Annotated in this window: 23 protein-coding genes; 12 read left to right on the top strand and 11 right to left on the bottom strand. The window is 51.7% G+C overall.

Going from position 1 to position 24,501, the window contains the following annotated elements; translation table 11 throughout:
• Positions 1-43: 43 nt before the first annotated feature.
• Positions 44-391, bottom strand: a complete 348-nt coding sequence (rsfS, locus tag IPM52_06420) for a ribosome silencing factor (GenBank protein ID MBK9291242.1) — start codon at positions 389-391, stop codon at positions 44-46.
• A gap of 246 nt (positions 392-637) precedes the next feature.
• Here rsfS and IPM52_06415 point away from each other — a divergent pair, with 246 nt between their 5' ends.
• Positions 638-1,375 carry a biotin--[acetyl-CoA-carboxylase] ligase gene (locus tag IPM52_06415; GenBank protein MBK9291241.1) on the top strand — a complete coding sequence of 246 codons (738 nt, stop codon included), beginning with the start codon at positions 638-640 and terminating at the stop codon, positions 1,373-1,375.
• Here the strand turns inward: IPM52_06415 and IPM52_06410 are convergent.
• Together IPM52_06410 and IPM52_06405 are read right to left on the bottom strand one after the other, a co-directional pair.
• Complete coding sequence (locus tag IPM52_06410; GenBank protein ID MBK9291240.1) at positions 1,369-1,767, bottom strand: SRPBCC family protein; 399 nt, start codon at positions 1,765-1,767, stop codon at positions 1,369-1,371. The two genes, IPM52_06415 and IPM52_06410, sit on opposite strands and share 7 nt — an antisense overlap.
• Before the next feature lie 33 nt (positions 1,768-1,800).
• Positions 1,801-2,448: an orotate phosphoribosyltransferase gene (locus IPM52_06405; protein MBK9291239.1), complete on the bottom strand. Its 648-nt coding sequence runs from the start codon at positions 2,446-2,448 to the stop codon at positions 1,801-1,803.
• On the opposite strand from IPM52_06405, the gene IPM52_06400 reads away from it, so the two are divergent.
• The 9 genes from IPM52_06400 to frr all read left to right on the top strand — a co-directional run bounded on the left by IPM52_06400 (position 2,420) and on the right by frr (position 14,487).
• Positions 2,420-3,055 carry an NUDIX domain-containing protein gene (locus IPM52_06400; GenBank protein ID MBK9291238.1) on the top strand — a complete coding sequence of 212 codons (636 nt, stop codon included), beginning with the start codon at positions 2,420-2,422 and terminating at the stop codon, positions 3,053-3,055. The two genes, IPM52_06405 and IPM52_06400, sit on opposite strands and share 29 nt — an antisense overlap.
• Before the next feature lie 68 nt (positions 3,056-3,123).
• Positions 3,124-3,588 carry a pantetheine-phosphate adenylyltransferase gene (coaD, locus tag IPM52_06395; GenBank protein ID MBK9291237.1) on the top strand — a complete coding sequence of 155 codons (465 nt, stop codon included), beginning with the start codon at positions 3,124-3,126 and terminating at the stop codon, positions 3,586-3,588.
• A 35-nt stretch (positions 3,589-3,623) separates the two neighbouring features.
• Entirely contained in the window at positions 3,624-5,000 is a 1,377-nt protein-coding gene (locus tag IPM52_06390; protein MBK9291236.1) for a redoxin domain-containing protein, read from the top strand.
• A 122-nt stretch (positions 5,001-5,122) separates the two neighbouring features.
• Positions 5,123-8,419, top strand: a complete 3,297-nt coding sequence (secA, locus tag IPM52_06385) for a preprotein translocase subunit SecA (protein ID MBK9291235.1) — start codon at positions 5,123-5,125, stop codon at positions 8,417-8,419.
• Between the two features lie 41 nt (positions 8,420-8,460).
• Positions 8,461-8,889 (top strand): hypothetical protein, encoded by a 429-nt coding sequence (locus IPM52_06380; GenBank protein MBK9291234.1) that lies wholly within the window; start codon positions 8,461-8,463, stop codon positions 8,887-8,889.
• A 112-nt stretch (positions 8,890-9,001) separates the two neighbouring features.
• Positions 9,002-11,236, top strand: coding sequence for a patatin-like phospholipase family protein (locus IPM52_06375; protein MBK9291233.1), 2,235 nt, complete (start codon positions 9,002-9,004; stop codon positions 11,234-11,236).
• A gap of 29 nt (positions 11,237-11,265) precedes the next feature.
• Positions 11,266-11,973 carry a UMP kinase gene (locus IPM52_06370; protein MBK9291232.1) on the top strand — a complete coding sequence of 236 codons (708 nt, stop codon included), beginning with the start codon at positions 11,266-11,268 and terminating at the stop codon, positions 11,971-11,973.
• A 9-nt stretch (positions 11,974-11,982) separates the two neighbouring features.
• Positions 11,983-13,848, top strand: coding sequence for a glycosyltransferase family 39 protein (locus tag IPM52_06365; GenBank protein ID MBK9291231.1), 1,866 nt, complete (start codon positions 11,983-11,985; stop codon positions 13,846-13,848).
• Between the two features lie 75 nt (positions 13,849-13,923).
• Complete coding sequence (frr, locus tag IPM52_06360; GenBank protein ID MBK9291230.1) at positions 13,924-14,487, top strand: ribosome recycling factor; 564 nt, start codon at positions 13,924-13,926, stop codon at positions 14,485-14,487.
• Between the two features lie 8 nt (positions 14,488-14,495).
• Here frr and IPM52_06355 read toward each other — a convergent pair whose 3' ends face one another.
• From IPM52_06355 to IPM52_06335, 5 genes are read right to left on the bottom strand one after another with little or no spacing between them, the layout of a single operon-like run.
• Complete coding sequence (locus IPM52_06355) at positions 14,496-15,083, bottom strand: hypothetical protein (protein MBK9291229.1); 588 nt, start codon at positions 15,081-15,083, stop codon at positions 14,496-14,498.
• Positions 15,084-15,106: 23 nt separating this feature from the next.
• On the bottom strand, positions 15,107-15,304 hold the full coding sequence (locus tag IPM52_06350) for a YtxH domain-containing protein (GenBank protein ID MBK9291228.1): 198 nt from the start codon (positions 15,302-15,304) through the stop codon (positions 15,107-15,109).
• A 30-nt stretch (positions 15,305-15,334) separates the two neighbouring features.
• Positions 15,335-16,432: an AI-2E family transporter gene (locus IPM52_06345; protein MBK9291227.1), complete on the bottom strand. Its 1,098-nt coding sequence runs from the start codon at positions 16,430-16,432 to the stop codon at positions 15,335-15,337.
• A 12-nt stretch (positions 16,433-16,444) separates the two neighbouring features.
• Positions 16,445-18,820 carry a carboxypeptidase-like regulatory domain-containing protein gene (locus IPM52_06340; GenBank protein ID MBK9291226.1) on the bottom strand — a complete coding sequence of 792 codons (2,376 nt, stop codon included), beginning with the start codon at positions 18,818-18,820 and terminating at the stop codon, positions 16,445-16,447.
• A 3-nt stretch (positions 18,821-18,823) separates the two neighbouring features.
• A complete protein-coding gene (locus tag IPM52_06335) occupies positions 18,824-19,153 on the bottom strand; it encodes a nucleotide pyrophosphohydrolase (protein ID MBK9291225.1) in 330 nt (109 codons plus the stop codon).
• A 76-nt stretch (positions 19,154-19,229) separates the two neighbouring features.
• Between IPM52_06335 and IPM52_06330 the strand changes: the two genes are divergently transcribed.
• The gene (locus tag IPM52_06330; protein MBK9291224.1) at positions 19,230-20,444 is read left to right on the top strand and encodes a class I SAM-dependent RNA methyltransferase; all 1,215 of its coding nucleotides are present in this window, start codon (positions 19,230-19,232) and stop codon (positions 20,442-20,444) included.
• Between the two features lie 4 nt (positions 20,445-20,448).
• Entirely contained in the window at positions 20,449-20,877 is a 429-nt protein-coding gene (locus IPM52_06325) for a hypothetical protein (GenBank protein ID MBK9291223.1), read from the top strand.
• On the opposite strand, the gene IPM52_06320 is transcribed toward IPM52_06325, so the two are convergent.
• Genes IPM52_06320 through gldF form a run of 3 tightly spaced genes read right to left on the bottom strand, consistent with a single transcriptional unit; the run spans position 20,871 to position 24,466 of the window.
• A complete protein-coding gene (locus tag IPM52_06320; protein ID MBK9291222.1) occupies positions 20,871-21,950 on the bottom strand; it encodes a DUF4340 domain-containing protein in 1,080 nt (359 codons plus the stop codon). The two genes, IPM52_06325 and IPM52_06320, sit on opposite strands and share 7 nt — an antisense overlap.
• A 12-nt stretch (positions 21,951-21,962) precedes the next feature.
• Positions 21,963-23,741 (bottom strand): gliding motility-associated ABC transporter substrate-binding protein GldG, encoded by a 1,779-nt coding sequence (gldG, locus tag IPM52_06315; protein ID MBK9291221.1) that lies wholly within the window; start codon positions 23,739-23,741, stop codon positions 21,963-21,965.
• Entirely contained in the window at positions 23,735-24,466 is a 732-nt protein-coding gene (gene gldF, locus IPM52_06310) for a gliding motility-associated ABC transporter permease subunit GldF (GenBank protein MBK9291220.1), read from the bottom strand. The genes gldG and gldF overlap by 7 nt, the downstream gene beginning before the upstream one ends.
• Positions 24,467-24,501 lie beyond the last annotated feature (35 nt).

The raw sequence follows: 24,501 nt of genomic DNA, 5'->3' as shown, positions 1-24,501 counted from the left end.
GAGGTTTTTGTCGTGCAAAGGTTTGTAAGAAAATTGTTGCTGCCTACTCTGCATAGGCATGTTCGGTGCGTGCGGCATCTGCCCAGAGCTGCTCAAGCTGATAAAATTTCCGGGTCTGCTCAAGGAAAATGTGCACCACTACGTCCACAAAGTCAATCAAAATCCATTCCGAATTTTCAAAACCTTCTTTGTTGTATGGTTTTGCGCCTGCAACTGTCAGCGCCTTATCAATCACTTCTCCGGCAAGTGCATCTACCTGTGTCTTGGAAGTGCCGTGGCAGATCACAAAATAATCGGTAAGCGATGAATGGGTGGTTCTGAGGTCGAGACTCACAATGTCTTTTCCTTTTTTATCCTGCAATGCGGCTACAACGGTGCTCAGCAGGGGCATACTGTTTTCTGTTTTCCGGGGTTTTCTTCTGGGCATTGTCCTCCTTAAACAAACGGTTTACAACGAATGTTCGGCTATAGCCGATGCTCGAATCTGCAAAAATACAGAATCTTTACACCCCCTGCGGCGCTGCTTTTGATCAGGTATTCAAAATCAGTTAATTATTGTTATGGATTGTTTATCACGGCGGGATGAAGCAAAGCACAGTGCGGCAAACCTTAAATTTGCCGGAAAATGACGGACTTCATGGCGGATAACATGCTGCGCCTCGGGCCGACCACTTCCACCCACAAGCTGCTGAGTGAGATGCTTCAGGCGGGCGAACCGGTTTGCGGGAAAGTGATTACGGCTGATTTTCAGACAGGTGGACGTGGTCAGGGAAACAACACCTGGCACAGCGCGCCGGGTCAAAACCTTTTGATGAGCTTTTGCTGGTGTCCGCGCCACCTGGCTGCTTCACGCCAGTTTGAAATTACTATGGCCGTATCGCTCGCCATTGCGGGTTTAATGGATGCATTTGCCATTCCCTCGGTCAGCATCAAGTGGCCCAACGATATCTGGTCGGGCAACAGCAAACTGGCCGGCGTACTGATCAGCAACACGGTTTCGGGTGCGCTCATCACCCATTCCATCATCAGCATCGGGCTCAATGTCAATCAATTGGATTTTCCGGAGGAGCTCCCTAATCCTGTTTCGATGCGGATGCTTTCGGGCAGAATTTACGACCGCCACGGCCTGTTGGCTGAGCTGATGGATTACATGAAAAAGGAAATCGGCCGCATTGAGCAGGGGGATGCGAAGTTGCTGCGCATCAACTATCTGAATCGCCTGCGGGGATTGGGCGAGATCAGGCAGTTCCGTATCGGTGGTAATCTGGTGGATTGTAAGATTGCGGGCGTTGATGAGTTTGGCCGCATTCAGCTTGCGACTGCGCCCGGCCAGCTGCAAGCGTACGACCTTTCGGAAGCCAGGATGGTTCAATAATTCCAGCGGCCGAGACCTGCCGCTATGGTGTCGACCAGGTTCTGCAGCGGACGGCGGGCCATCAGTGCAAGCATAGGGTTGAGGTCGGCTTCAACTTCCACCATTACCGACGAGGCCTGATCGCCCGCCGGCTTCACATAAAACAAAAGCTCGAATTCCACAGGCGACTTGCCATCGGGCACGAGCCGCATCAGTCTTGACGGATTTTTCTCATCCACCCTAAGCTTCAGGCTGGTCATGCCTTTTATCGTAAACGAACAATGCGTGTCGTCGGCCTGCCAGTTCACAATTTGCTCCGGCATCACCTCACCAAGATTTTTCAGGTCGGTTGCTTTGGCAAAAACCTTTTCGGCCGGTGCATTCACATTCACCCATTCGCTGGTAAAGTTCATAATTGAAGATGTTTTTTTCTGAGGTTTACTTTTTCAACGCGCGTCGCTCCATGCTTTGGGGTCTTTTCGCCATTCGATCAGCGAAGCGTAGGCCTGTTCGTCTATGTAGTTGTCGTTCAGTGCTTTTTCAACCAGGATGTTAAAGTTGGTCAGGGTGTGGAGGGGGCAGTTGTGGACTTTGAAATTTTCGGTTGCCTGTGCAAGGTTGTAGGAAAAAATGGCGAGCATGCCTTTCACATTGGCGCCTGCATCGCGCAGGGCCTGCACTGCCTTGAGGCTGCTGCTGCCGGTCGAAATGAGGTCTTCGATCACAACCACCGTCTGCCCCTGATTGACCACGCCTTCGATCAGGTTCTCAAGGCCGTGCGATTTTTTTTCCGACCTCACATAAGCAAAAGGCAGCCCAAGTTCCTGGGCCACAAGCACGCCATGCGCTATACCACCTGTGGCAACCCCGGCAATCAGATCGGGCGTGCCAAAATGCTCCTGTATGAGCCGCACAAATTCGATGCGGATGTGGTTGCGTATTGTAGGGTAGGAGAGGGTGATGCGGTTGTCGCAATAAATTGGACTTTTCAGCCCGGAAGCCCAGGTGAATGGATTGGCAGGACTGAGTTTTATTGCCTTAATTTGCAGTAAATATCCTGCCAAAATGTCTGTGGAAGGGTCGGCTACATTCATGCCCCAAAATTACAAAGTTTTTATCGGCCATACTTGCATTCACCTCGATTGCGACGACACAAAAAAATGCAGCGAAGAAAGCCATGAGCTTCCGGCGCAGCTGGAAAAATTGCTCCAACCGGATGCACCTGAGGACATTTATATATGGTGTAAAGGCGGGCCGGAAGCTTTTTTCGACAAATATTTTCCGGCTTACCGCAAGCGTGAAGCGGCTGGAGGATTGGTGCTTGATCCGTTGGGGCGTTTGCTGGTGATTTTGCGCAACGGCATGCCGGACTTGCCAAAAGGACATCTCGACGAGGGTGAAACGGCCGAATCGGCTGCCATCCGTGAAGTGAGTGAAGAAACCGGACTCCGGAATCTGACCATTGTTGCGCAGGCTCCCGATACCTGGCACGCCTATCTGCTCGAGGGCCGGTGGCAACTCAAACATACCCGCTGGTATGTGATGCATGCATCTGCAAATCAACCGCTTAAGCCTCAGTTGGATGAGGGAATAAGCGACCTCATGTGGGTGGAGCCTAACGACATAAAAAAGGTGTTGGACGGTTCCTACCGGTCAATCAAAGAAATGCTCGTCGGATTCATCATAGCTTACATGAAGTGAGGCCTGCAAAAAGTTGTTGAGCGGCCACCCTGTCTTTTGTAATATATTTGAACCGAAATCGCAGAATAATGAGCAAGATCGCTGTCTTTCCTGGCTCTTTCGATCCGGTTACCCTCGGACATTACCACCTTGTGCTTCGGGCCATGCCGCTGTTCGACCAATTGGTTGTAGCTATCGGGCATAATGCGCAGAAGCAGTATTTTTTCCCGCTCGGGAAAAGACTCGAATGGCTCAGCAGCATTTTCAAAGATTATCCCAAAGTCAGCATTGACCATTACGAAGGGCTTACGGTGGATTATTGCCGTCGCATTGGCGCCGGTTACATTCTGAGGGGGCTGCGAACCTCGGCCGACTTTGAGTTTGAGCGCGGAATAGGTCAGGTAAACCGCATGCTCGATGCCGACATCGAAACCGTGTTTCTGCTCACCTCGCCTGAGCTCACACCCATCACCTCGAGCATAGTGCGCGATGTGTACCGCAGCGGCGGCGATGTGAGCCCATTTTTACCGCCCGGCCTCAACCTGACAATTTAACGCCTGGCGTTTCGTTCAATTCCTAAAAAAAACACATGTTCAGGTTTCTTACCGGCATCTTGCTCCTGACTGCGTTTGTGTCGCAGGCAGCCATTGTGCGTGTCGAGGGAATCTCGGCCTTGCCGGGTTATCCGGTCAGGGTGCTTGCACCCGACGACCTGATCTCGGGCAGACAAAAAGAGATCGCAGCTTCAGGCAGCGATTTCAAAGGCAGCTTCATGCTGGATTTCGACCTGCCCGCACCGGGCTGGGTTACCATAGCCGCCGCCCACTACAAAACAGAAATGTTTGTGTCGCCAGGTGGAAAATACCGCGTACAACTCGAACTTCGTAAGGCTGAAGCTGCTTCGTTCTACGACCCGCAACCATTGTCCGTCAAACTGCTCAGCGCAGACGATGGTGGTCTGGCTGAAGCCATTGCAGCTGCCAATGTGGCATACAATGCTTTCGTGGTGGAGCATTTCAATGCCCTCTACCGCTTGCAGCAAGGCAGGTTGATTGACAGCCTCAGAACTGTCATGAGGAGGCTGTCGCCTAAACAGGCAAACCCGTTTTTCGACGACTATGTGTTTTATAAAGTGGCTTCGGTCGAGCAGGTGGTGCGCAAGATTGGACCGGCACAGGTGTACGAACGCTATTTTGCCAAAAAACCTGTGCTTTCTTCTCAGCCCGAATATGTGGCACTCCTGAACGAAACATTTAAGAACCACCTGATTCAGAACAGGTTGTGGAGCAATCAGGAATATGTCGAAGCTGCAGCCAAAGGCTGGAAAGCATTCGATGACCTGATACGGCGCGATCCGCTGCTTGCCGCACGGACGGAGTTCAGGGAGTTGGTGGTGCTGGTTCATTTTGTCAACAACTTTAACAATCCGCTTCACACCGGCAGGTCGGCCGAAAAAATACTTTCAGAACTGGCTTCAGCCACCTCCACTCCCCAGCATGCGCGCATAGCGAAGAACATTGTTTTCATGGCAAAATGGCTGGCAACGGGTACCGATGCACCCCAATTCAGGCTGCAGACCGAGGGCGGCCGCGAACTTGTTGCAGATCAGGGCAGTCCGGCCATGCTGCTCATTCTGGTTGGCCCCGAATGTAAATATTGCGAATTTGAACTTCAGCAGTTGCGCGAACTGCATCAGCGCCTTGGTAATCAGTATAAATTCATTACCATCAGCCTGCCCGAAAGCTTTCAGCATTACCGCAATTTTCATCGCCGCAACAAGCTCGACTGGGAAGTTTATAACCTGGGGCACAACTACAGCCTGCTTGATGCATTGGATGTCAGGGTTTTTCCACATCTGTCGGTTTATCTGCCTGGGGCAAAGGTGGGAATGATACCGGCGCCCACAACCGACCAGCGGCTTGAAGGTCATCTGCAACGCCTTGCCCGGCAGTTTGTTAATCCTTGAAAGCTAACACGCACCCCTCAAGGGTTTTTGACCTATCTTTGCGCCGCAGTTTGCAAACACAAACATTCAGGCTTTGGCCTGGTTTTTGACAACACTGTACAGTCTACATAAAAAGCACGATCATGCTGAGTTTTATCAAAAAGCTTTTCGGCGACAAGGCCACCCGCGACCTTAAAGCCATACAACCCATATTACAAAAAACCCTGGCTGCATACGCCCAGATCAGCCAGCTCGACAACGACCAGCTCAGGGCAAAGACGCAGGAATTTAAGGAACGTATCCGCCAGCATATTGCTTCCGAAACAGAGCGCATCGCACAGCTGAAACAACAGCTGGACGAGAATCCGGATATGGACAATAGCGAAAAGGAAAAGATTTACAATCAGATAGATAAGCTCGAGAAGGAGCAGTACGAGAAAACAGAAGAAGTTCTCAACGATATTTTGCCCGAGGCTTTTGCCGTGATCAAAGCGGTAGCAGCCCGGTTCAAGGAAAACCAGTGGGTTGAGGCCACTGCCACCGAGCTCGACCGCGACCTGGCCGCTCGCATGGACAATGTGGTCATCGAAGGCAACAAGGTGCGCTATCGCAACCAATGGATGGCCGGAGGCAATATGATCACCTGGGACATGGTGCACTACGATGTGCAATTCATCGGTGGTATCGTTTTGCATCAAGGTAAGATTGCCGAGATGGCTACCGGTGAAGGGAAAACCCTGGTGGCCACCCTGCCCGTTTACCTCAATGCCCTGGCCGGCAAAGGGGTGCACATTGTTACGGTGAACGACTACCTCGCCAAACGCGACTCGGAGTGGATGGGTCCCATCTATCAGTTCCTCGGCCTGACCGTAGATTGCATCGATAAGCACGAACCCAACTCTCTGGCCCGCCGTAAAGCCTACCTTGCCGATATCACCTACGGTACAAACAGCGAGTTCGGCTTCGACTACCTGCGCGACAACATGACAGGCAATCCCGACGAGCTTGTGCAGCGCAAACACCACTATGCCATTGTGGACGAAGTGGACTCGGTTTTGATTGATGATGCACGTACACCTTTAATTATAAGTGGCCCGACACCCAAAGGCGACAGCCACGAGTTTGATGTGCTTAAGCCGGATGTGGTAAAACTGTACAACGCACAGAAAAACCTGGTCAGCTCTATCCTGGCCGAAGCCAAAAAACTGTTGCAGGGCAATCCGTCCGACGAGGCCCTCAAAAAAGGTGGCGAATTGTTGCTTCGCGCACACCGCGGTTTGCCCAAAAATCATGCACTCATCCGCTTTTTGAGCGAGGAAGGCATGAAAAGCCTGCTGCTGAAGACCGAAAACTTCTACATGCAGGAACAAATGAAAAACATGCACATCATTGATGATGAGCTGTATTTTGTGATTGACGAAAAGAACAACTCGGTCGAGCTCACCGACAAAGGCATCGATCTGCTCACCCAGTCGTACAACGATCCGGAGTTTTTCATCCTGCCCGATGTGGGTGCCGGCATTGCCGAGCTCGAAAAAAGCGGCCTGAGCGAACAGGAGCTGATGGAGCGCAAGCAGGAGCTGATCCGCAACTTCAGCATCAAGTCGGAACGCCTGCACACTGTGCATCAGTTGCTTAAGGCATACACCCTGTTCGAAAAGGATGTGGAATATGTGATCATCGACAACAAGGTAAAGATTGTTGATGAGCAAACGGGCCGCATCATGGAAGGCAGACGCTATTCCGACGGCCTGCACCAGGCCATCGAAGCCAAGGAAAATGTCAAGGTGGAGGCGGCAACGCAAACCTATGCCACCATCACCCTGCAGAACTATTTCAGGATGTACAGCAAGCTGGCCGGTATGACCGGTACAGCCGAAACTGAAGCAGGCGAGCTTTGGGACATCTACAAGCTGGATGTGGTGGTGATCCCCACCAACAAGCCTGTCATCAGGCAAGACCGTGAAGACCTGGTTTACAGGACAAAACGCGAAAAATACAATGCAGTCATCGACGAGATTGACTCGCTGGTAAAAGCCGGTAGGCCCGTGCTTGTGGGTACCACTTCGGTAGAAACTTCCGAATTGCTCAGTCGCATGCTGCAACGACGCGGCATTCAGCACAATGTGCTCAATGCCAAGCAGCACCAGCGCGAAGCGCAGATTGTGAAGGAAGCCGGACAAGCCGGTGTGGTCACCATAGCCACCAACATGGCTGGTCGTGGTACAGACATCAAGCTCGGGCCGGGCGTAAAAGAGGCCGGTGGTCTGGCCATCATTGGCACCGAAAGGCACGAGTCGCGGCGAGTTGACCGCCAGCTGCGAGGCCGATCAGGACGTCAGGGCGACCCCGGCAGCTCGCAGTTCTTTGTGTCGCTCGAAGACGACCTCATGCGCATGTTCGGCTCCGACCGCATTGCCGGCCTGATGGACCGCCTGGGACTGAAAGAGGGCGAAGTCATCCAGCATTCCATGATCACCAGGTCGATCGAGCGTGCGCAGAAAAAAGTGGAGGAAAACAACTTCGGCATCCGTAAACGCCTGCTCGAATACGACGACGTGATGAATGCCCAGCGCGAAGTCATCTACAAAAAACGCCGCCACGCCCTCTTCGGCGAACGCCTTTCGCTCGATATCGCAAATATGCTGTACGACCTGGGCGAAAACATCATCACCGAACATCAGGAAACCCGCGATTACGAAGGCATGCGCATGAGTGTACTCAACCATCTGGGTATCGAGCCGCCGTTCAGCAAAGACGAGTTCTTCGCAACCAAAGCCGAGCAGCTTGCCCAGATGCTCTTCGAAAAGGCCAGCGCAGCCTATCGCGAGAAAACGCGCCGCATTGGTGAAAAAACCATGCCGGTGATTCGTGACGTATTCGAACACCAGAAACAATACGAAAACATCGCCATCCCCATCACCGACGGCCGCAAAGGCATGCAGGTGATTGTCAATCTCCGGAAAGCCGTCGAAAATGGCGCCCGCGAGGTTACTCTGGCCATCGAAAAAAGCATTACCCTGGCTTTGATTGATGAATCGTGGAAAGAACATCTGCGCGAACTCGACGACCTGAAACAATCGGTACAAAATGCCACCTACGAGCAAAAAGACCCGCTGTTGATTTATAAGTTCGAGTCTTTCCAGCTGTTCAAAAACATGGTTAACCGCATCAACCGTGAGGTCATTTCCTTCCTGATGCGGGCCGACATACCCATGCAGGATGCTGGCAATGTACGCGAGGCCCAGCGCTCACGCGGCATCGACCGCAGCAGGATGAAAGAACAGCGCTCCGACCTGCTCTCACAGGCACACAGCAATACCCAGAAGCAGGAAATCACCCAGCCTATCATCGCCGAAAAGAAAGTGGGACGCAACGACCCCTGTCCCTGCGGGAGTGGAAAGAAATACAAAAACTGCCATGGAAAAGTGATGGTGTAGCCTGCATTTGTATTAACTTTGTCATATACAAACACTTGCGTGTGCTGAAACAACGGTTGCATACATGCCTTCCTGCCTTGCTGGCTCTATTCATGCTGGTTGGTTGCCTTCCTGATAGACCCTCGCCAAGCGACAGGCCTGTGCTTTCCTACAGCAAGCCCATCGTCAATCCGCCCGACAACTTTCTTATCCTCTACAACATCACCAGCGCCGGCGAACGCTCCGCCGAACTGACACTCAACGACAATGCGGTGTGGTTTATTGAAAAAGTCGGAAACCCGCGTTTTGAGCTCATCCTCAACAACGGGGCGGACAACCGTGTGATTTCGGCCGCCGATACCATTGGGCTGTCGGCTGGTACGAAATATAAAGTAGTGGTATTCTCGGCTTACTATACAGAGTTTTTCAACCTTTTTGTCGGATTTAAAAAAACCGATATCATCTACGAGACTTTCCCCGACAAGTTCTGAGGAGGCCCTCGTCTGCAATACACTTCAGGGAGTTTGTCAGGACCAAACGTTTTTGCTGTTTGTTGCGCAAGTGCTTTTGGTATTTTTGCCACTGTTATAATTAAAAAACTCCATGCCAGCAGGACAGTCCAATGCGAGAAAAATCCGTGCATCAGCGGTGGTTGTCATTCTGCTTGCATCGGCATGGTTATCGGTAGCTCGTGCCCGAAGCAGTGCCGAAATGGATGGCAGGCGACCCAAATTGGGGCTGGTGCTAAGTGGTGGCGGCGCCAAGGGTTTTGCCCATGTTGGTGTGCTTAAAGTACTTACAGAAGCTGGTCTGCATTTCGACTACATAGGCGGCACCTCCATGGGAAGCATCATCGGGAGCTTGTATGCGCTCAATTATCACCCCGATACCATTGCTGCAATCATCAGGGCACAGGACTGGGATGCCACAATGAACGACCGCATACCGCGTGCGTTTATTCCCATTGAAGAAAAGCAAAACTCCGACCGTTTCATCATCACCTTTCCAATAGTGGAGCGCAAAGTAAAGGTGAAGGAGGCCCTTGTTGCCGGGCAGATGGTAGATCTGCTGCTTGCAAAATATCTCAGCCCGGCCTATGCCACAAGGCATTTCAGCAAACTGCCCGTACCTTTTTTGTGTATAGCCACAAACCTGGAGAATGGCAATGCGGTTGTACTCAGCGAGGGTATCCTGCATCGGGCAGTGCGTGCGAGCATGTCGATTCCAAGCTACTTCAATCCGGTGGTGCTGAATGGACAACTGCTTGTGGATGGGGGCGTGGTCAACAACTTTCCGGTAGAAGAAGTGAAACAGGCCGGAGCTGATATCATTATAGGTGTCGATGTACAAACCGGCCTGCATCCTGCCGAAAGGCTGAATTCGATGTTTACCATACTCGACCAGGTAACCAGTTTTTATCGCCAGAGCACAAACGAAAGAGCTGTCGCACTGACAGATATATACATCAAACCTGACCTGAGCGGATTCGATATGATGAGTTTTGCCGATTATGAACTCATCATGCAAAGGGGCGAAGAGGCCGCACGAAACATCTTGCCTCAATTGCGCAGGCTGGCCGATTCGCTCAATGCCATCGAGCCAGGGACTTTTCCTGAACTCGACGGAAAACCTGTGGATAGCATCTTCGTGACCTTTTTGCAATACAACGGCCTGAACAGGGTCTCGAAAGAGTTTCTGGACGGTATGCTCGAAGTCGTGCCCCGTTCCTGGGTGCATCTGAATCAGCTCACAACCAACCTGAAACGGGCCTACGGAAGCGGTTTTTTTGAGCATATCGACTATCATTTTCTCCCGGCGGAAGAAGGCAATGGTTTGGTTATCAATGTGAAGGAAGCTGAGTCTGGTTTACTTGGGGCAGGCATCCACTACGACAACGATTACAAAGCTGCCCTGCTCCTCAATGCCACCTTTAAAAACGTATGGCTCAAAGGTTCGAAGCTTTTCATCGACCTCAACCTGGGCGAAAATCCAAGGCTGCAAGCTCTTTATCTGGTTGATCGCGGGGCAAAAACAGGGTTCGGACTGCGTGCCAATTTCTTCAACCTCAAGCTCAATCAGTACCAACAGCAAAATATTTTCGATATCTATCGCATCAACCAGTCGAGCCTCGAGGGTTTTGCGCAATGGACCTACACAAATACCTACCGGCTGCGCGTAGGCACAATGCTCGAGAAAATCAGGATTCGCACCAACTTCACCGATCTGGGGATTTATGGTTTTCACGATTACATGGTGAACTACGTCGATTGGTCGCAGGACTCCTACAACAAAAACCAGTTTCCTACCTCCGGCACCCGGCTTCAGGTCAATGCCAGGCACGTCAGGCGGCTGACAGCCATCCCGAAAAGTCTGGTAACCCCTGATGCGCTGATCTTCAGCGCAAGATACCATACCAATGTGCCCATCAACGATCACAATACCTTCCGTTATGGGTTCGTGGGAGGTTTCACCATTCGGGGGCATTTGCCACCTCCACAGCACCGATTTATTCTCGGCGGGCAGTCGCATCAGAGTGTTTATGGATCGTTTATCCCGTTTACAGGCCTGCGGTTCATCGAAAACACAGGTCTTTATACCTTGAATATGAATATGTTGTGGCAAAACAACTTTGCGCCGAAGTTTTATGCCATACCTCGTTTGGATGTGGGTTTCATCACCGAAACTTTTGACCAGTTTTTGCAAGGGCCAAGATTGATTGCCGGCTATGGAGCAACCCTTGGCTGGGAGAGCGTCATCGGTCCGTTCGAGCTCAGCCTGATGAGCAGCAATAATGGGGGCGGAGCGATCGGCTTTATAAATATAGGTTATTGGTTTTAGTAAAACATTGAAAAACAATATAATATAAAATGAAATTCAGAAGAGTACTGCTCAAACTGAGCGGCGAAGCCCTTATGGGAAAACAACAGTATGGCATCGACACCAACATTTTGAACCAGTATGCCGCAGAGGTAAAATCGGCAGCCGAAGCCGGGGCACAGGTGGCCATTGTGATAGGCGGAGGCAATATTTTCAGAGGCTTGCAGGGTGCAGGCAAAGGTTTCGACCGGGTAAAAGGCGATTATATGGGCATGCTTGCCACCCTGATCAACAGCATGGCCCTTCAGTCGGCTCTCGAAGCAATGGGTGTTGAAACAGCCTTGCTTTCAGGGGTTTATGTAGATCGTGTGGCAGAGTCGATGAGCGGTCCGCGTGCAATACAGCTGCTCGAAGCAGGCAAAGTGGTGATCATTGGTGGCGGAACCGGCAATCCGTTCTTTACCACCGATACTGCTGCTGCCCTCAGGGCCATTGAGATTCAGGCCGACCTGATTCTGAAAGGAACCCGTGTCGATGGCATCTATAACGCAGATCCTGAGAAGGTTCCGGATGCTGTCAAATACGATAGCCTCACCTTCGACCAGGCCTACCGCGAACAGCTCAAGGTAATGGACCTGACCGCATTCACCTTGTGCAGCGAAAACAATCTGCCCATTATTGTATTCGACATGAATCAGCCGGGAAACCTGCTCAGGGTGCTTCGTGGCGAAAAGGTGGGTACCATCGTTACCAACTAAGCTGAGGCTTTGAAACAGGCAGCATTCCAATGGCGTGAGGTTTTGCCTGTGGCAATTGTCCTGCTTGCAGGTCTATCCTTCCGGTTGTGGGGCCTGCACCTGATGCCTTTTCAGCACGACGAGTTCAGCGCCATTTTCAGGCTTGGCTATCCCAGCCTGGGCGAGCTTATCCGCGAAGGAGTGGCCTTGCGCGACAGCCACCCGCCGGGTGTGCAGATTTTTCTTTACTACTGGACCAGGATTGCAGGTTTCGATCATTTTTGGCTTCGGCTGCCATTCGTACTCCTCGGCACGGCAAGCATCTGGCTGCTCTACAGGGCAGGCCAGCGGCTGTTTGGCTCCGTAGCCGGTTTGCAGGCGGCCGCAGCCATGGCCTGTATGCAGTTCTTTGTGTATTACAGCCAGATGGCAAGGCCATACATTCCCGGCGTGTTTCTCAGCCTTCTGGCTTTCAACCTGCTGATCGATATAATAAAGGCAGATTCCGGCAGGTTTGGCCCAAAACACCTCTGGCTATCTTTTGCCTTTGCACTCTCGGCCTGGATGCATCATTTTTCGGCCTTTCAGGCAGGATTGATTTTTGTTTCTGGTTTTATGCTTTCCGGGCGCCATCAATACAAGAGCCTGATATTCACTGGATTGCTGGCATTGCTTTGGTATCTGCCTTGTTTGAATGTTACTTTGACCCAGTTGCGCGCAGGTGGCATTGGCGACTGGTTAGGCAAACCCGGGCCAGCATTCCTTGCGGGTTTCTTTTCCTATGTGGTCAATTATTCTGTCATCTTCGGCGCAGTGCTGCTTCTTCCCCGATTTTTCGGTTCGGCCGCAGAAGCTGAGGTTTCTAAAGTCTGGCAAACCAGATCGGTGCTTGCGCTTTTGTTTTTCATTCCGTTGCTGCTTGGCTTTGCCTATTCGGTTTGGCGGGTACCTGTGCTTCAGTTTAGTACCCTGATATTTGGGTTTCCATTTCTGATGCTGGCTATTTTCTCCTTTGGCAGGGGCTTATCTTTTTCAGTCCACCTGATTGTGGTTATCATCATTCTCGCTGCCGGAACCGGCAGTTTGCTTTTTGGCCGCAAACATGTACAGCTCATGCAACAGCAGGCCTTTGCGCTTGCGCCTGCCCGGGCAGTTGAAGATGCCTCGAGGTTGGGCGGCGATTTCACTTTTGCGGCTGTGAGCAGCACGCCGGCTATGTTTGCCTTTTATATGCCTGAAAATAAGGTGTCAGGCTACCGTTTATTCAACAAGCGGGAACCTCTGGGCAATTTTTCTTCCTGGCTCGATACTTTGCCGACCGAATACCTCGGTTTTGCCTGGGCCGATTATGTTCCCTACGAGTGGATAGCCGCAGCGCGATCGGTGTATGGGGAAGTTGTGACCCATCAGGTTTATTTCAATGCCGAATACTATCTGCTTCGCCGCAGCAGGCAGCCCTTTGCACCTGCGCCTGGCGAGCGTTTGCTGCGTGACGATAGGTTTGAGCCACCTTTCGTTGTGGATGGCAGCGAATATGGCTTGCTTTTTGAATCTGATAGCCTGTTTGATCCTCAGGATGATGTGGTGGCCGTGAGTTTGCGCTGCCAGGCGAGCGACACCCTGAGCCAGGCCAGGCTTGTGCTTGAGTTTCGCGTGCACCCCGATAGTCTTCCGGTGGTTTGGTTAGCAGGTGAAACAGGGCGAAAAATATTGCCCGGAGCAGGCTTTACCCTCAATGCGGCCTGGCGGTTCGACAGCGGACCTGCTTCGCTCCGAAATGCCCGGTTGCGCACTTATGTGTGGAATCCCGCAGGAGAACACTTTGAAGTTTCGGGACGATACATCTGGACTTCGACCTACGACAAAAGGCTTTTCGGGCTGTTTAAGCCCATCTGAAATGCTTTTTTAAACATCGGAAGCAGAAAAATCGAACAAAAGCCGCTATTTTTGTGAAATAAAAAACAGTGAGCCATGACCGAAGAATCGTTGTTTGTGCTTGAATCGGCCAAAGAAAGCATGGTGCATGCAGTGGAACACCTGGAGCGTGAGCTGGCCAAAGTGAGGGCGGGCAAAGCCAACCCTTCGATGCTGAAAGGTGTGATTGTGGAGTATTACGGCGCCCATGTGCCCATTGAACAGACGGCCAATATCAGTACCCCGGATCCCAGGCAGATTATTGTGCAACCTTTCGACCGCAGCTCGATACATGCCATTGAAAAAGCCATCCTGGCTGCCAACCTGGGTTTCAACCCTACCAAAGAGGCTGATCTGCTGCGCATCAACGTGCCCCCGCTCACCGAAGAACGCCGCCGCGAACTGGTGAAGCGTGCCAAAGTGGAGGTGGAAGAAGCAAAAGTGAGCGTGCGCAACGCCCGCAGGCAAGCCAACGAAGAAGCCAAAAAGCTTGAAAAAGAGGGAATCCCGGAAGATGAGGTGAAAAAACTCGTTGAAAAGATCCAGGAACTGACAGATCAGTTCATCGCTAAGATTGACAAACTCTACGAGCTCAAAGAAAAAGATATCATGACAATCTGAGGCCTTTGTCAGCTTCTTCTGCGACGGAGGAGCCTGATGATCAGATCGAGCAGGCTGACAGCCAGGGCCGATGACGAAAGCAGGTTGCCAAAGAGCTGCCTGGCCAGGTTTGCCGGATTGAGCGATTCGCCCAGTTCGGCAAATTTTGTTTCCATTTGGTGCTCGCTCTGCTTGATTCTGAGCGAGATGAGTTCGAGCTGAACCTGCAGTTCCTGTAAGTTCTGCACCTTGGGTATCAAGCCATCCGATGCCAGATCCTCGTTGAGCCGGCGCACCATGCCCCGGATCACCGGATCGATGAACAGCTTTTGACGCATCACATAAACAAGCAATCCGACCAACACATAAAATAAGGCGGCTATCAAAAATCCGTGGTAATAGGTGCCTACCTTGCTGCCATACCAGAACACAAATGCAAAGCTGAGCATCATGACAACCATACTCACCAGCCCAAGCATCACCACTGCCACCACAATCATGGCATTCAGTCTTGCGAAGGCTTTGCTGAACGAGAGGCTGAGCTGTGCTACCCTCAGATTAAGATAAGCGCGTGCTTCGTTGGTTATTTCCTTTATGGGTCTGGTAAAGCTTTCCATATTCAATTCGCCTTTCTTGGGTCTTAAAGTTCCTGATTTTCAATCTTGCGCTTCAGGGCTTCTATCTGATCGGCAAGTTCATCGCGCAGGTCTTTGGTTTTGTCGGCCAGCTTTTCCTGCAACTCATCCATGCGCTGGTCGTTGAGCCATGCCGACAGGGCCACACCCAGGGCTGCACCGGCCATCAGGCCCAGCAAAAAGTTTGTGAATGATTTATTCATGGGTTGATCTGATTTGATTTATCACATTTGTCAATTGTTGTGCGTTGATGAAGTAGCCAGGGCCTCTCGTGAAGCTATTGTTTTGATAATCACCTTCAATACCGTATAAACCGGAATGGCAGCAATCATTCCGCCAATGCCTGCCAGCTGTCCTGCCATGATGATCACGAGAAAGATTTCTACCGGGTGGGCCTTCACGCTTTTCGAATAGATCAGCGGCTGAAGCACAATGTTGTCAAACAGGTTTGCCACCGAAAATGTGCCTATGACCACGATCACACTAAAGATTAGCTGGTCGTATTGCCCATAGGCCAGCAAATAAACCACCGACATGATGGCTCCGAGGGTGGCGCCAATGATGGGTCCCAGATAGGGAATCACGTTGAAAAGTCCGCCCATAAACCCGATGAGCATGGCATTGTTGATGCCAAAAAGCGACAGGATGAGCGAAAGGATAAACATCATTGAGGCCACTTCGATTGCCAGGCCAATGAAATAGCGGCTTAACAGGCTCCGCGATTCCTCGATGACAAGTTTCATACGCGATTCAAAACTTTGGGGGGTAACCAGGAGGATGGCATCGTGCAGCAGCCAGGGTTCCTTCAGAAAGAAAAAGCCAAGAAACAACACAGTGAACAGTCCCATAAACAGAGAACCTGTGGCCGAAATCAGCCTTGTCAGCGCACCCGAAAAAAGATTGAAATCAAGCAGCCCCGAAAGTTTGTCCTCGATATATTGGTTTAGTCCGACATCCGGTGGCAGAAGCTTATATTCTTCTGCCAGCTCGTTGAGTTGATCAATTTCTTCGGCATAATATCTGCCGAGCGCTCCCAGATCGATTGAGCCGATGAGCGAAGCCTGATACGAAACCATCGGGCCAACCACACTCAACACAATGGCCAGCAGCCCGATAAGGGAAAACAGGGTCAGGCCTGCTGCCAGACTATTGCCTACTTTATAGCCTTTGTAGTGTATCTTCTTAAGAAAGTCAACAATTGGCCGGCCAATCAGCGAGACCACGATGGCTATGCCGACATACACCATCATTGCCGTGAAAAACCAACCGGCAAGAAACAAAGCGATTGCGATCAGCAACAGCTGCAGATACAATTGGGTTTGTTGTTTCATATGCCGCGAAGTTTAACTGCCCATGGTGTTGAACGTTAATGCAATTTTAATCAATAATCGGTTAGCTGCCCGGCTTGCAGCGTAGCTTCCCCAATGGTAAAATATTCCTGTGCCCAAATTACCTCCAGGCGAACGGATTAAGTTATTGATAATCAGCCCTGACTCAGCAATTGGTTGAGAGAAAAGATTGGTATTTTGGTTATCCCCGATACTGTTTGTGGGTTTGATTAGCATCGCGATGTGTTGCACTATTGCAGGTTGTGGCCTGAATTTTTTGTTTTTTGCCCGCAAGGGAAGCATATTGTGGGTGAGGTATAAAGCTGCAAAGCCTTCGGATTGAATGCTGCCTGGGGTGATGGAGCCAAAACTTAAAGGGGCATAAAGCAAATATTTGTTGTATGAACCCGGCAGTTCAAACATCAGCAAATCAGGCAGTTTTCGGTCGCTCAAACCCGATTCCAGCTTTACCGCGGTTTGACCGCTAAAGGGGTGTTTCCACAAATACTCGGCAGCAATCCGCAATTGATGTGCTATCAGAATATCACTTCCATTATATTGATAATGAATTCGCTGCAATTCGGTCATCAGGAGCGGATTGGGCGGATTGAGCCGGCGAAGACCCCTGTCGGTGCGCATCCATTGTTCGCCTGGTGCAAGCCTGATTCCCAGTGCTATGGTGGTTACGAGCCCGGAATTGCCCGGATTCAGAAAAGCAGGATTTAGCTGTTCGATTGTCTCTCGGGCAAACCAGGGTTGCAGGCTGGTAGTTTCCCCAAGCGGAAAGCTGAATCCGGCCTTGTACCCTTGTATGTTGTTGATGGCGCTGTAGAAATACTGCCTGAAGGTGTAGGGGTTGAATACTCCTGTTTGCTCGTCGGAGAGTCCGGCTTCACGCGCCCGATGGGTGTCGTGGAACGAGACGGCCAGCCAGGCGTTGGGGGTTTTCCGGCTGTGCACACTTGCTTCAATTTGCCAGAGCGGCTTCCTGATGCGCGTGGCATAAGCGCCATACATCATGAGCGAAAAAGTTGAGCTGTAGCGTTCATTGGTCCGGAAAGCCAATCCTGGCCGGTAGCCCTCGGTTTCATTGAATTTCAGCAGTTTGTTGAAAGGAAAGTCGAATCCGCCCAGGCGGAGGCTTCCGCTGCTGAGGGCTTCGGCTATGCCAAGCCAACGGTCGAGGCCCACAACCGCGCCCAGCGAATCCATATACCGGTAGGTGCGCTGCAGGCGCAGGTCCAGACTGTCGGGGCGGTAGGCATACAACCATTCCTCCGACCTGCCCCATGCATCTTTGTCCACTTCAAGACGCACCCCTCGTTGTTTGCCAGCCTCTGCGGGCTGGTTGATTTGTATCCCGCTTATCCTGCTCAAGCCTTCGCCCGCAAGCGTTGCCATGCCGGTGGCAGTGGGTATGCGGAGCCAGAGTCGGGTGTTGAGCGTAACCGGAAACCATGCCTGATCGTCTTGTTTCTCGTAAAGCTGCAGCACTTCGGCATCCATGCTTCCACTGCCTGCCGCAGGCCTGGCTACCACACTTTTTATGGCCCAGTCGGGCGACAGTATGCTGATTCTGCCGCGCAAACCGCTGAAACGGCTGCCGGGCCTGGGCTCAAACCTAATTGAAAAAAGGCTGTCGGTTTCGCTTACCGCCAGCGATTCCTCAAGCAAAAAACTGTATTGACTGAGGCTGCCGGCGGCCAGCGGGCTGGCATACAACTGTCCGCCAATCATGATCTGCTCGCCGTAAAAGTCGGTTGCATGCAACTGATCCATCAGAAAAACGAATACAGGATCGCGCAAACCTGAAACCTTTGTTGCAATCACACTGGATTTTTTGCCGCCATCAGCCGTAAATATTTCTTCCACCAGGATTTCCATGACCAGCAAGTCATGGGTTCTGAGGTGGTTTTCAAGCCTTTCGTCGGGCAGCCGGATGTTTGAGTCGGCCCCGATGACCAGCCGGTCATAACGCCTGAGCCGGTAGGACTGCAGCGACTGAGGTGCATTCTGCCTGAGGTTGGCCCTTGCATTGCGCACAATGCGCCAGGCCGGATTTTCGCCGGCCTTCACCTCCACCTCGGCCAGCTCTTCCACCTTAGGCAGGAGCAAAACCTGCACGGGAGCTGCTGTTCCGGACAGCCCGACAGTTTGTTTCTCGTAGCCTATGCTGCTGAATGAAAGTGATTTGTGTTTGCTTTCCAGTGAAAAGTTTCCGTCCAGATCGCACACTGCCACCAAACGGCCCAGGCTATCGGTCACATGGGCAAAAGCCACCGGCTTGCCGCTCTGGGCATCAATCACCTTGCCGCTCAGGCCTTGTGCCCCGGTATGCATCGAAGCCAGCAGCAATATGACCGCCACAATCAGGCTTTTGGTGTGCGGCATCGTTTAGCTATTGAGCTTGGGATTGTTTTTATGGCGCTCCGCATCGCGCTTCGTCTTTTTCAACAGGTTGTCCTGGAGCGCTTTGTCCAGGTCAACGCCAGTCTGGTTGGCCAGACAGATCAGCACGAACAACACATCGGCCATTTCGTCGGCCAGGTTCATTTCTTTGTCGGTTGGCTTGGCCGACTGGTCGCCAAATTTACGCGCCATGATTCGGGCAAGTTCACCTACTTCTTCCATCAAAACTGCGGTATTGGTGAGCTCGCTGAAGTAGCGTACACCCACTTCCTTGATCCAGTTGTCCACTTTTTGCTGTGCTTCCTGAAGGGTCATTGCATCAATGTTTTGGCAAAAATACTTCCGAATCGGCTGCCACAACCCATTGTATTACCTTTGCCCAAAATTTGATATGGAGGCTGGTAACGGGCAGAAGCTGCGCCTGGTGGCAAAAACGCATGCCGGATTGGAGCAGGTGTTGGAAGAAGAACTCAGGAAGCTGGGCGCACAGCGTATTGAACCATTGCGCAGGGCAGTGGCTTTTGATGGGGATAAAGCATTGATGTACAGGGCTTGTTATACGCTCCGGACAGCCCTGCGCATATTGTATCCGGTGGCAGGTTTCACGGCAGTCAACGACCGCAAACTTTACGACCAGATGCGGCAATTGCCCTGGTACAACTACCTCAGTCCCGAAAAGACATTTGCTGTGGATGCCGTCATCAGCGGAAAGTTCTTCAATCATTCGCAATATGTGGCGCTCAAAACAAAGGATGCCGTGGCTGATTACTTCCGCGACCGGCAAGGGCAACGTCCTGATGTAAATACTGATAAGCCCGATCTGAGGCTGCATGTGCACGTGAACGAAGACCAAATCAACCTCTATTTTGATGCTTCGGGCGACTCGCTGCACAAAAGGGGCTACCGCATCATGACCGACAAGGCTCCGTTGAACGAGGTGCTGGCCGCCGGTCTCATCAAACTAAGCGGATGGAACGGACGCGAGCCTTTCCTCGATGCCATGTGTGGCTCAGGTACCATCCCGATCGAGGCAGCCATGATCGCAATGCACATCCCTGCCGGATATTTTCGGAGTTATTTTGGCTTTATGGGATGGAACGACTTCGACCCGGCTCTGTGGAAAAGCATCCGCAACCAAGCCGACAGCCAGATCAGCGAGGCTGAAAGCCCCATCCTGGCCTCCGACAATTCGAACCGGGCAATCGACATTGCCGCCAAAAACCTCGAACATGCCCGTCTGCACAAGGATATCAAGCTTTTCCGTAAAAACATGGAAAACCTGTTGCCACCCCCGGGACCGGGCGTGCTGATCATCAATCCTCCTTACGGTGAGCGTTTGCCCGAAAGCAACCTCATCGCACTCTATAAAATGATCGGCAACAGCCTGAAACGAAACTTCAGTGGCTACAAAGCCTGGGTCATCAGCAGCGACCTTCAGGCAATCAAACATATAGGTCTTAAGCCTTTTAAGAAATACACCGTTTTCAACGGCCCGCTGGAATGCCGCTTCGTGGGTTTTGATGTTTTCGGAGGATCGCTCAGCGACCATAAGAAGAAGACAAACCAGGCTTCAGCCGGCACGGCGGAAAACCATCCTAAAGAATGATGTTATGAGGTATGGCTTGTTTCTGAGCTTGGTTGCAGCATTTGCGTTTATGTTGTTTCCCGGTTTTGGTTGCGGCACAAGGTCGCTTTCCACCGAGGAATTTCTGATCCGGGTCGACAGCATTGCGCATCCCGATACCGTGGAGGCAGCAAAGCTTTTCGATGTGCGTTTCTATGGTGTGATTGGCCCCGATGGTTGTCACAGGTTTTTGCGTTTCGAAACAGAACTCAGGGGTGATGAGCTCAAGGTGTGGACGGTGGGCGAACGCAGCATCGGTGAGCAACTGATGTGCCCGGCCAACATACCCGAACTGGGTGGTCAGGTGCTTCAGGTTATGGCGCCCGATACGGGCATGCTGCACCTGGCTGTCATCAATCCCGGGCTGGGCAATGTGCTCAGGTCGAGTGTGGTTGTGAAAACAAAGGCTCAGTAAACGTTGCTGAAATCCGGTGCTCCGGGTTCAAAATAGAGCGCAGGCCGAAGCACCTTGTCGAATACAAAATACTGTATCAGCACAAAATCGCGCTCCCGGTTTACAAGCGCATAGGCCCTGTCAAGGTCCATTGGCACAAGCTTTTCTTCAATATCGAGATGCTCGGCAAATTTCTTTTTGTTGAAAGTGGTCATGCGGGTGGTATCGCCTTGCATGTCCACCAGCGTCAGCCTGTGTAAAAACGGAGAGTTGAGCACCGAGTCGATTTTCTGGCGTGGCATGGTGTTGTTCAACACGGCCTCAAAACGCAGGTCGCCGAATGAGGTGAGGTAGTTGAGCAGCCGCAGGGTGTCGTATTCGGGCATCACCTTATCATCCGCCAGCCTGATAATTTTGAAATTGAGGCCGTCGGTGCGCTCTATCCTGAAGCTTTGCCAGGGTTCTTCGTTGAAGATGAGCTCCACGCTTCGGATATCGTTGAGCTTGTGGCTGAATACCGTATGATCGCGCCAGTCGTCTTCGAAGGCCGAATATCTCGACATCACAAAGCCCTTAAAACCAGTCATATACATGATGTAGGCGGTGCGTGCTCCTTCCTTGAGCATAAACGTGCCGATGTTGTCGCGCGGATTGTCGCCCACGTAGTAGGTTTTGGTGCGCACTTCCCTGGGGAAGAGTTTGATTTTGTCGAAAAGGTTGATCAGGGGTTTCTTTTGATACACTTCCACTTTGAGCGCAATGCCGGCCATGCGCGAAATCACGTTGTTGTGGCTCGACTGCGACACGGGTCCGCGTACCCTGAGTTTCAGCATGGTGTTGAGCAGTTCGTCCACCTTCCACTGGCTGGCTTTGTAGTCTTTATTGAGGGTCCAGCCCCTTGCTGTGCGTTCGAGCAGCACCTGGTTGGTATCGAGGTCGGCAATAAAAATCCTGGTCACACTGGCCGTATCTAGCACAGCAAAATCGGCGTCCTTGTAGTCCACAGTAGAACTGCCTGATCTGGTCAAAACCAGCACCAGTGCAGTCAGTGCCAGTCCGATGGTTAAGTACAATGCCAGTCGGTTTTTTTTCATTGTGTGCTTATTCTATTTTGAGGCGAAGGGTTTCTGGTAGCGTTTTTTTCTTCTCCATGCCATCAGAAGGCCAAAAGTAATCACAAGCAGCACCGGCAGGGCGATGTTGATCACCTGCAGCCGAAGCCGCATGGCGTTGGCTTTATTGGTGTCGAGCAGCCTCATCTTGATTTCGCGCGAGCGGATGCTGATGAGTTTGGTGTCGTCGGCCAGATAACTTATGGCGTTGAGCATGAAGTCTTTATTTCCGTAAGTTCTGCGGGTGTATTGGTCAAATCCGAGCGGCAGGGGATAGCCACGGGGCACATGAAACTGGTTTCGGGCAATATCGCCATCGGCCACCACGATCATGGCAGTGGGTTTGCTTTCTTCTTTAAAACCTATCTCACGGCTGTCGGCAATTTCGGGCGGGATGCGGTTGGCATAGAGCGAAGTAAAGCTGCCTTCGAGCAGGTAGGCTGCGATCTGACCCGGACGGTTATACATGCGGGGATCGGGGTTTTCGCGCAGCATGGCAAGGCTGATCAGCACAGGTGTGAGCGATATGCGCGAGTAGTCGGAAGTTTTCAGCAGGGGTGTCTTCCGGATTGTTTCGTCCATGGTGGTGTCGATACTGCTCACAAAGTCGGCTTTGATGCTGTTGATGTTGCGCACAATGGGGTGGTTCGAAGCCTGATTGAGCAGGGGGAAATAGGGCCACCTGAAAAACTCAATCTGGGCCTGACCGCCCACCTGTCCGGTACGCAGGGGAATGGAGGCTGAGTTGAGGTCGAGCACCAGGTTGCGGTTCAGTCGCACACCATACTTATATAGCATGTCATCCAGCTTCAGGTCGAGGTCAACACCCACGGTGGATTCGTTCATCTGCAGGCTGTCCATGCTGGCCAGCACCGGATCGACCAGCCAGAGCACCTTGCCGCCGTACATGATGTACTGGTCGATGATAAACTTGTCTTTTTCGCTGAAAGCTTGTGTGGGCTTTGCTATTATGATGGCTTCGTAATTGGGCAGAATGCGCACATTGCCCGAAGCATCAGGCTCCGAGCGGCGGGTAAGGGCGTAAATCCTCCCGTCGATGGTGATGCGGTCAACCCGGTAGTTAGGCAGCAGCGACTGGGTGAGGTCGTGCACCTCAGCTTCGTTGAGCTCGCCATGCCCTTCGATAAATGCCAATGCAGGTTTTTGCAGCTGCGATAGTTTTCGGATAATATCGGCCAGCTTAAACTCCAGGTTTTGCACCGAGTTGTTGATCACCATTTCCGGAGGGGTGTTCAGTTGCTGGTCCAGCAGGTCGAGCGGCAATTCCTTGTCGCGGTACATCACCAGTGCACCGGGAAAGATGATCTTCTGCTGTGCGCCGTCGGTGGCTCTAACCTGCAGTTCGGTTGGGCGCAACCCCTTGTCGGTCAGCGTTTTGATGGTTTCGTCAATTTCGCGTGCGTTTCCAGTGGCCAGAGGGTTGACAAATTCATAACCGATGAGTTTGTTATATGCCCTGAACTCGTCGAGCATTTCCTTGGTTTCGCGCCTGAGTTTTTTGAATCCGGCCGGAAAATCACCTTCGAGGTAAACCCTGAAAAACACATAATCGTCCACCGAACGTAGCAATTCCTTGGTGGCAGGCGCCAGGGTATAGCGTTTCTCGCTGGTCAGGTCGATGCGGGTAAATAAATAGGAACTGATGATGTTCGATACAATGATGATTACCAGCAACAGCCCAAACGACAACAGGTTTTCGCGCCTGATGTCCCTCGATTTGCTGATAAGCCTCTGTGATTGCTTTTTTACCATTTCCTGCTGGCCAGTACAAGTTTTGTCAATGAAAGAAACAAGGCGATCAGGCTGAGAAAATACACCACATCGCGGGTGTCGATAACGCCACGGCTGATCGAGCTGTAGTGCGCCGCTATGCCCAATTGTTTGATAAACAGGTCAACAGGGCCAAAAAGCGAAAGAGAGTAAATGAATTCGAAGCCGGCATGAATAAATCCGCTCAGCAGCACGGCCAACACAAACGAAAGGATCTGATTGTCGGTGATGCTGCTGCTGAACAGCCCGATGGCGGCAAACGATGCGCCCAGAAAAAACAATCCGATGTATGCACCCCATATCCCCCCGCTGTCGAGGTTGCCCGGAGGCAAACCAAGCTGATAAACAGTGACATAATAAACCAGTGTAGGCAAGAGCGAAAATAGTACCAGGGCCACGGCAGCCAGATATTTGGCCATGATGATCTGCAGGTCGGTCAGCGGCTTGGTAAGCAACATTTCGATGGTGCCCGATTTGCGCTCCTCGGCAAACGATCGCATAGTGACGGCCGGCACCAGAAATAAAAACACAAAAGGTGCAATGATAAACAGGCCATCCAGATTGGCATAACCAAAATCCAGGATGTTGAACTCAGTTGGAAACACCCACAAAAACAGACCGTTGACCAACAAAAAGACAACGATGACCAGGTATCCGGTCAGAGAACTGAGAAAGCTGCTGATTTCTTTTCTGAAGAGCGCAAGCATTTGGCGCGTGTTGCGTTATCGCACAAAATTACGAC

This window comes from Bacteroidota bacterium (genome assembly GCA_016715945.1).
Classification (GTDB): domain Bacteria; phylum Bacteroidota; class Bacteroidia; order Bacteroidales; family F082; genus JALNZU01.
Note: the sequence above shows the minus strand (reverse complement) of the source record. Positions and strands in the feature narration are given on the sequence as shown.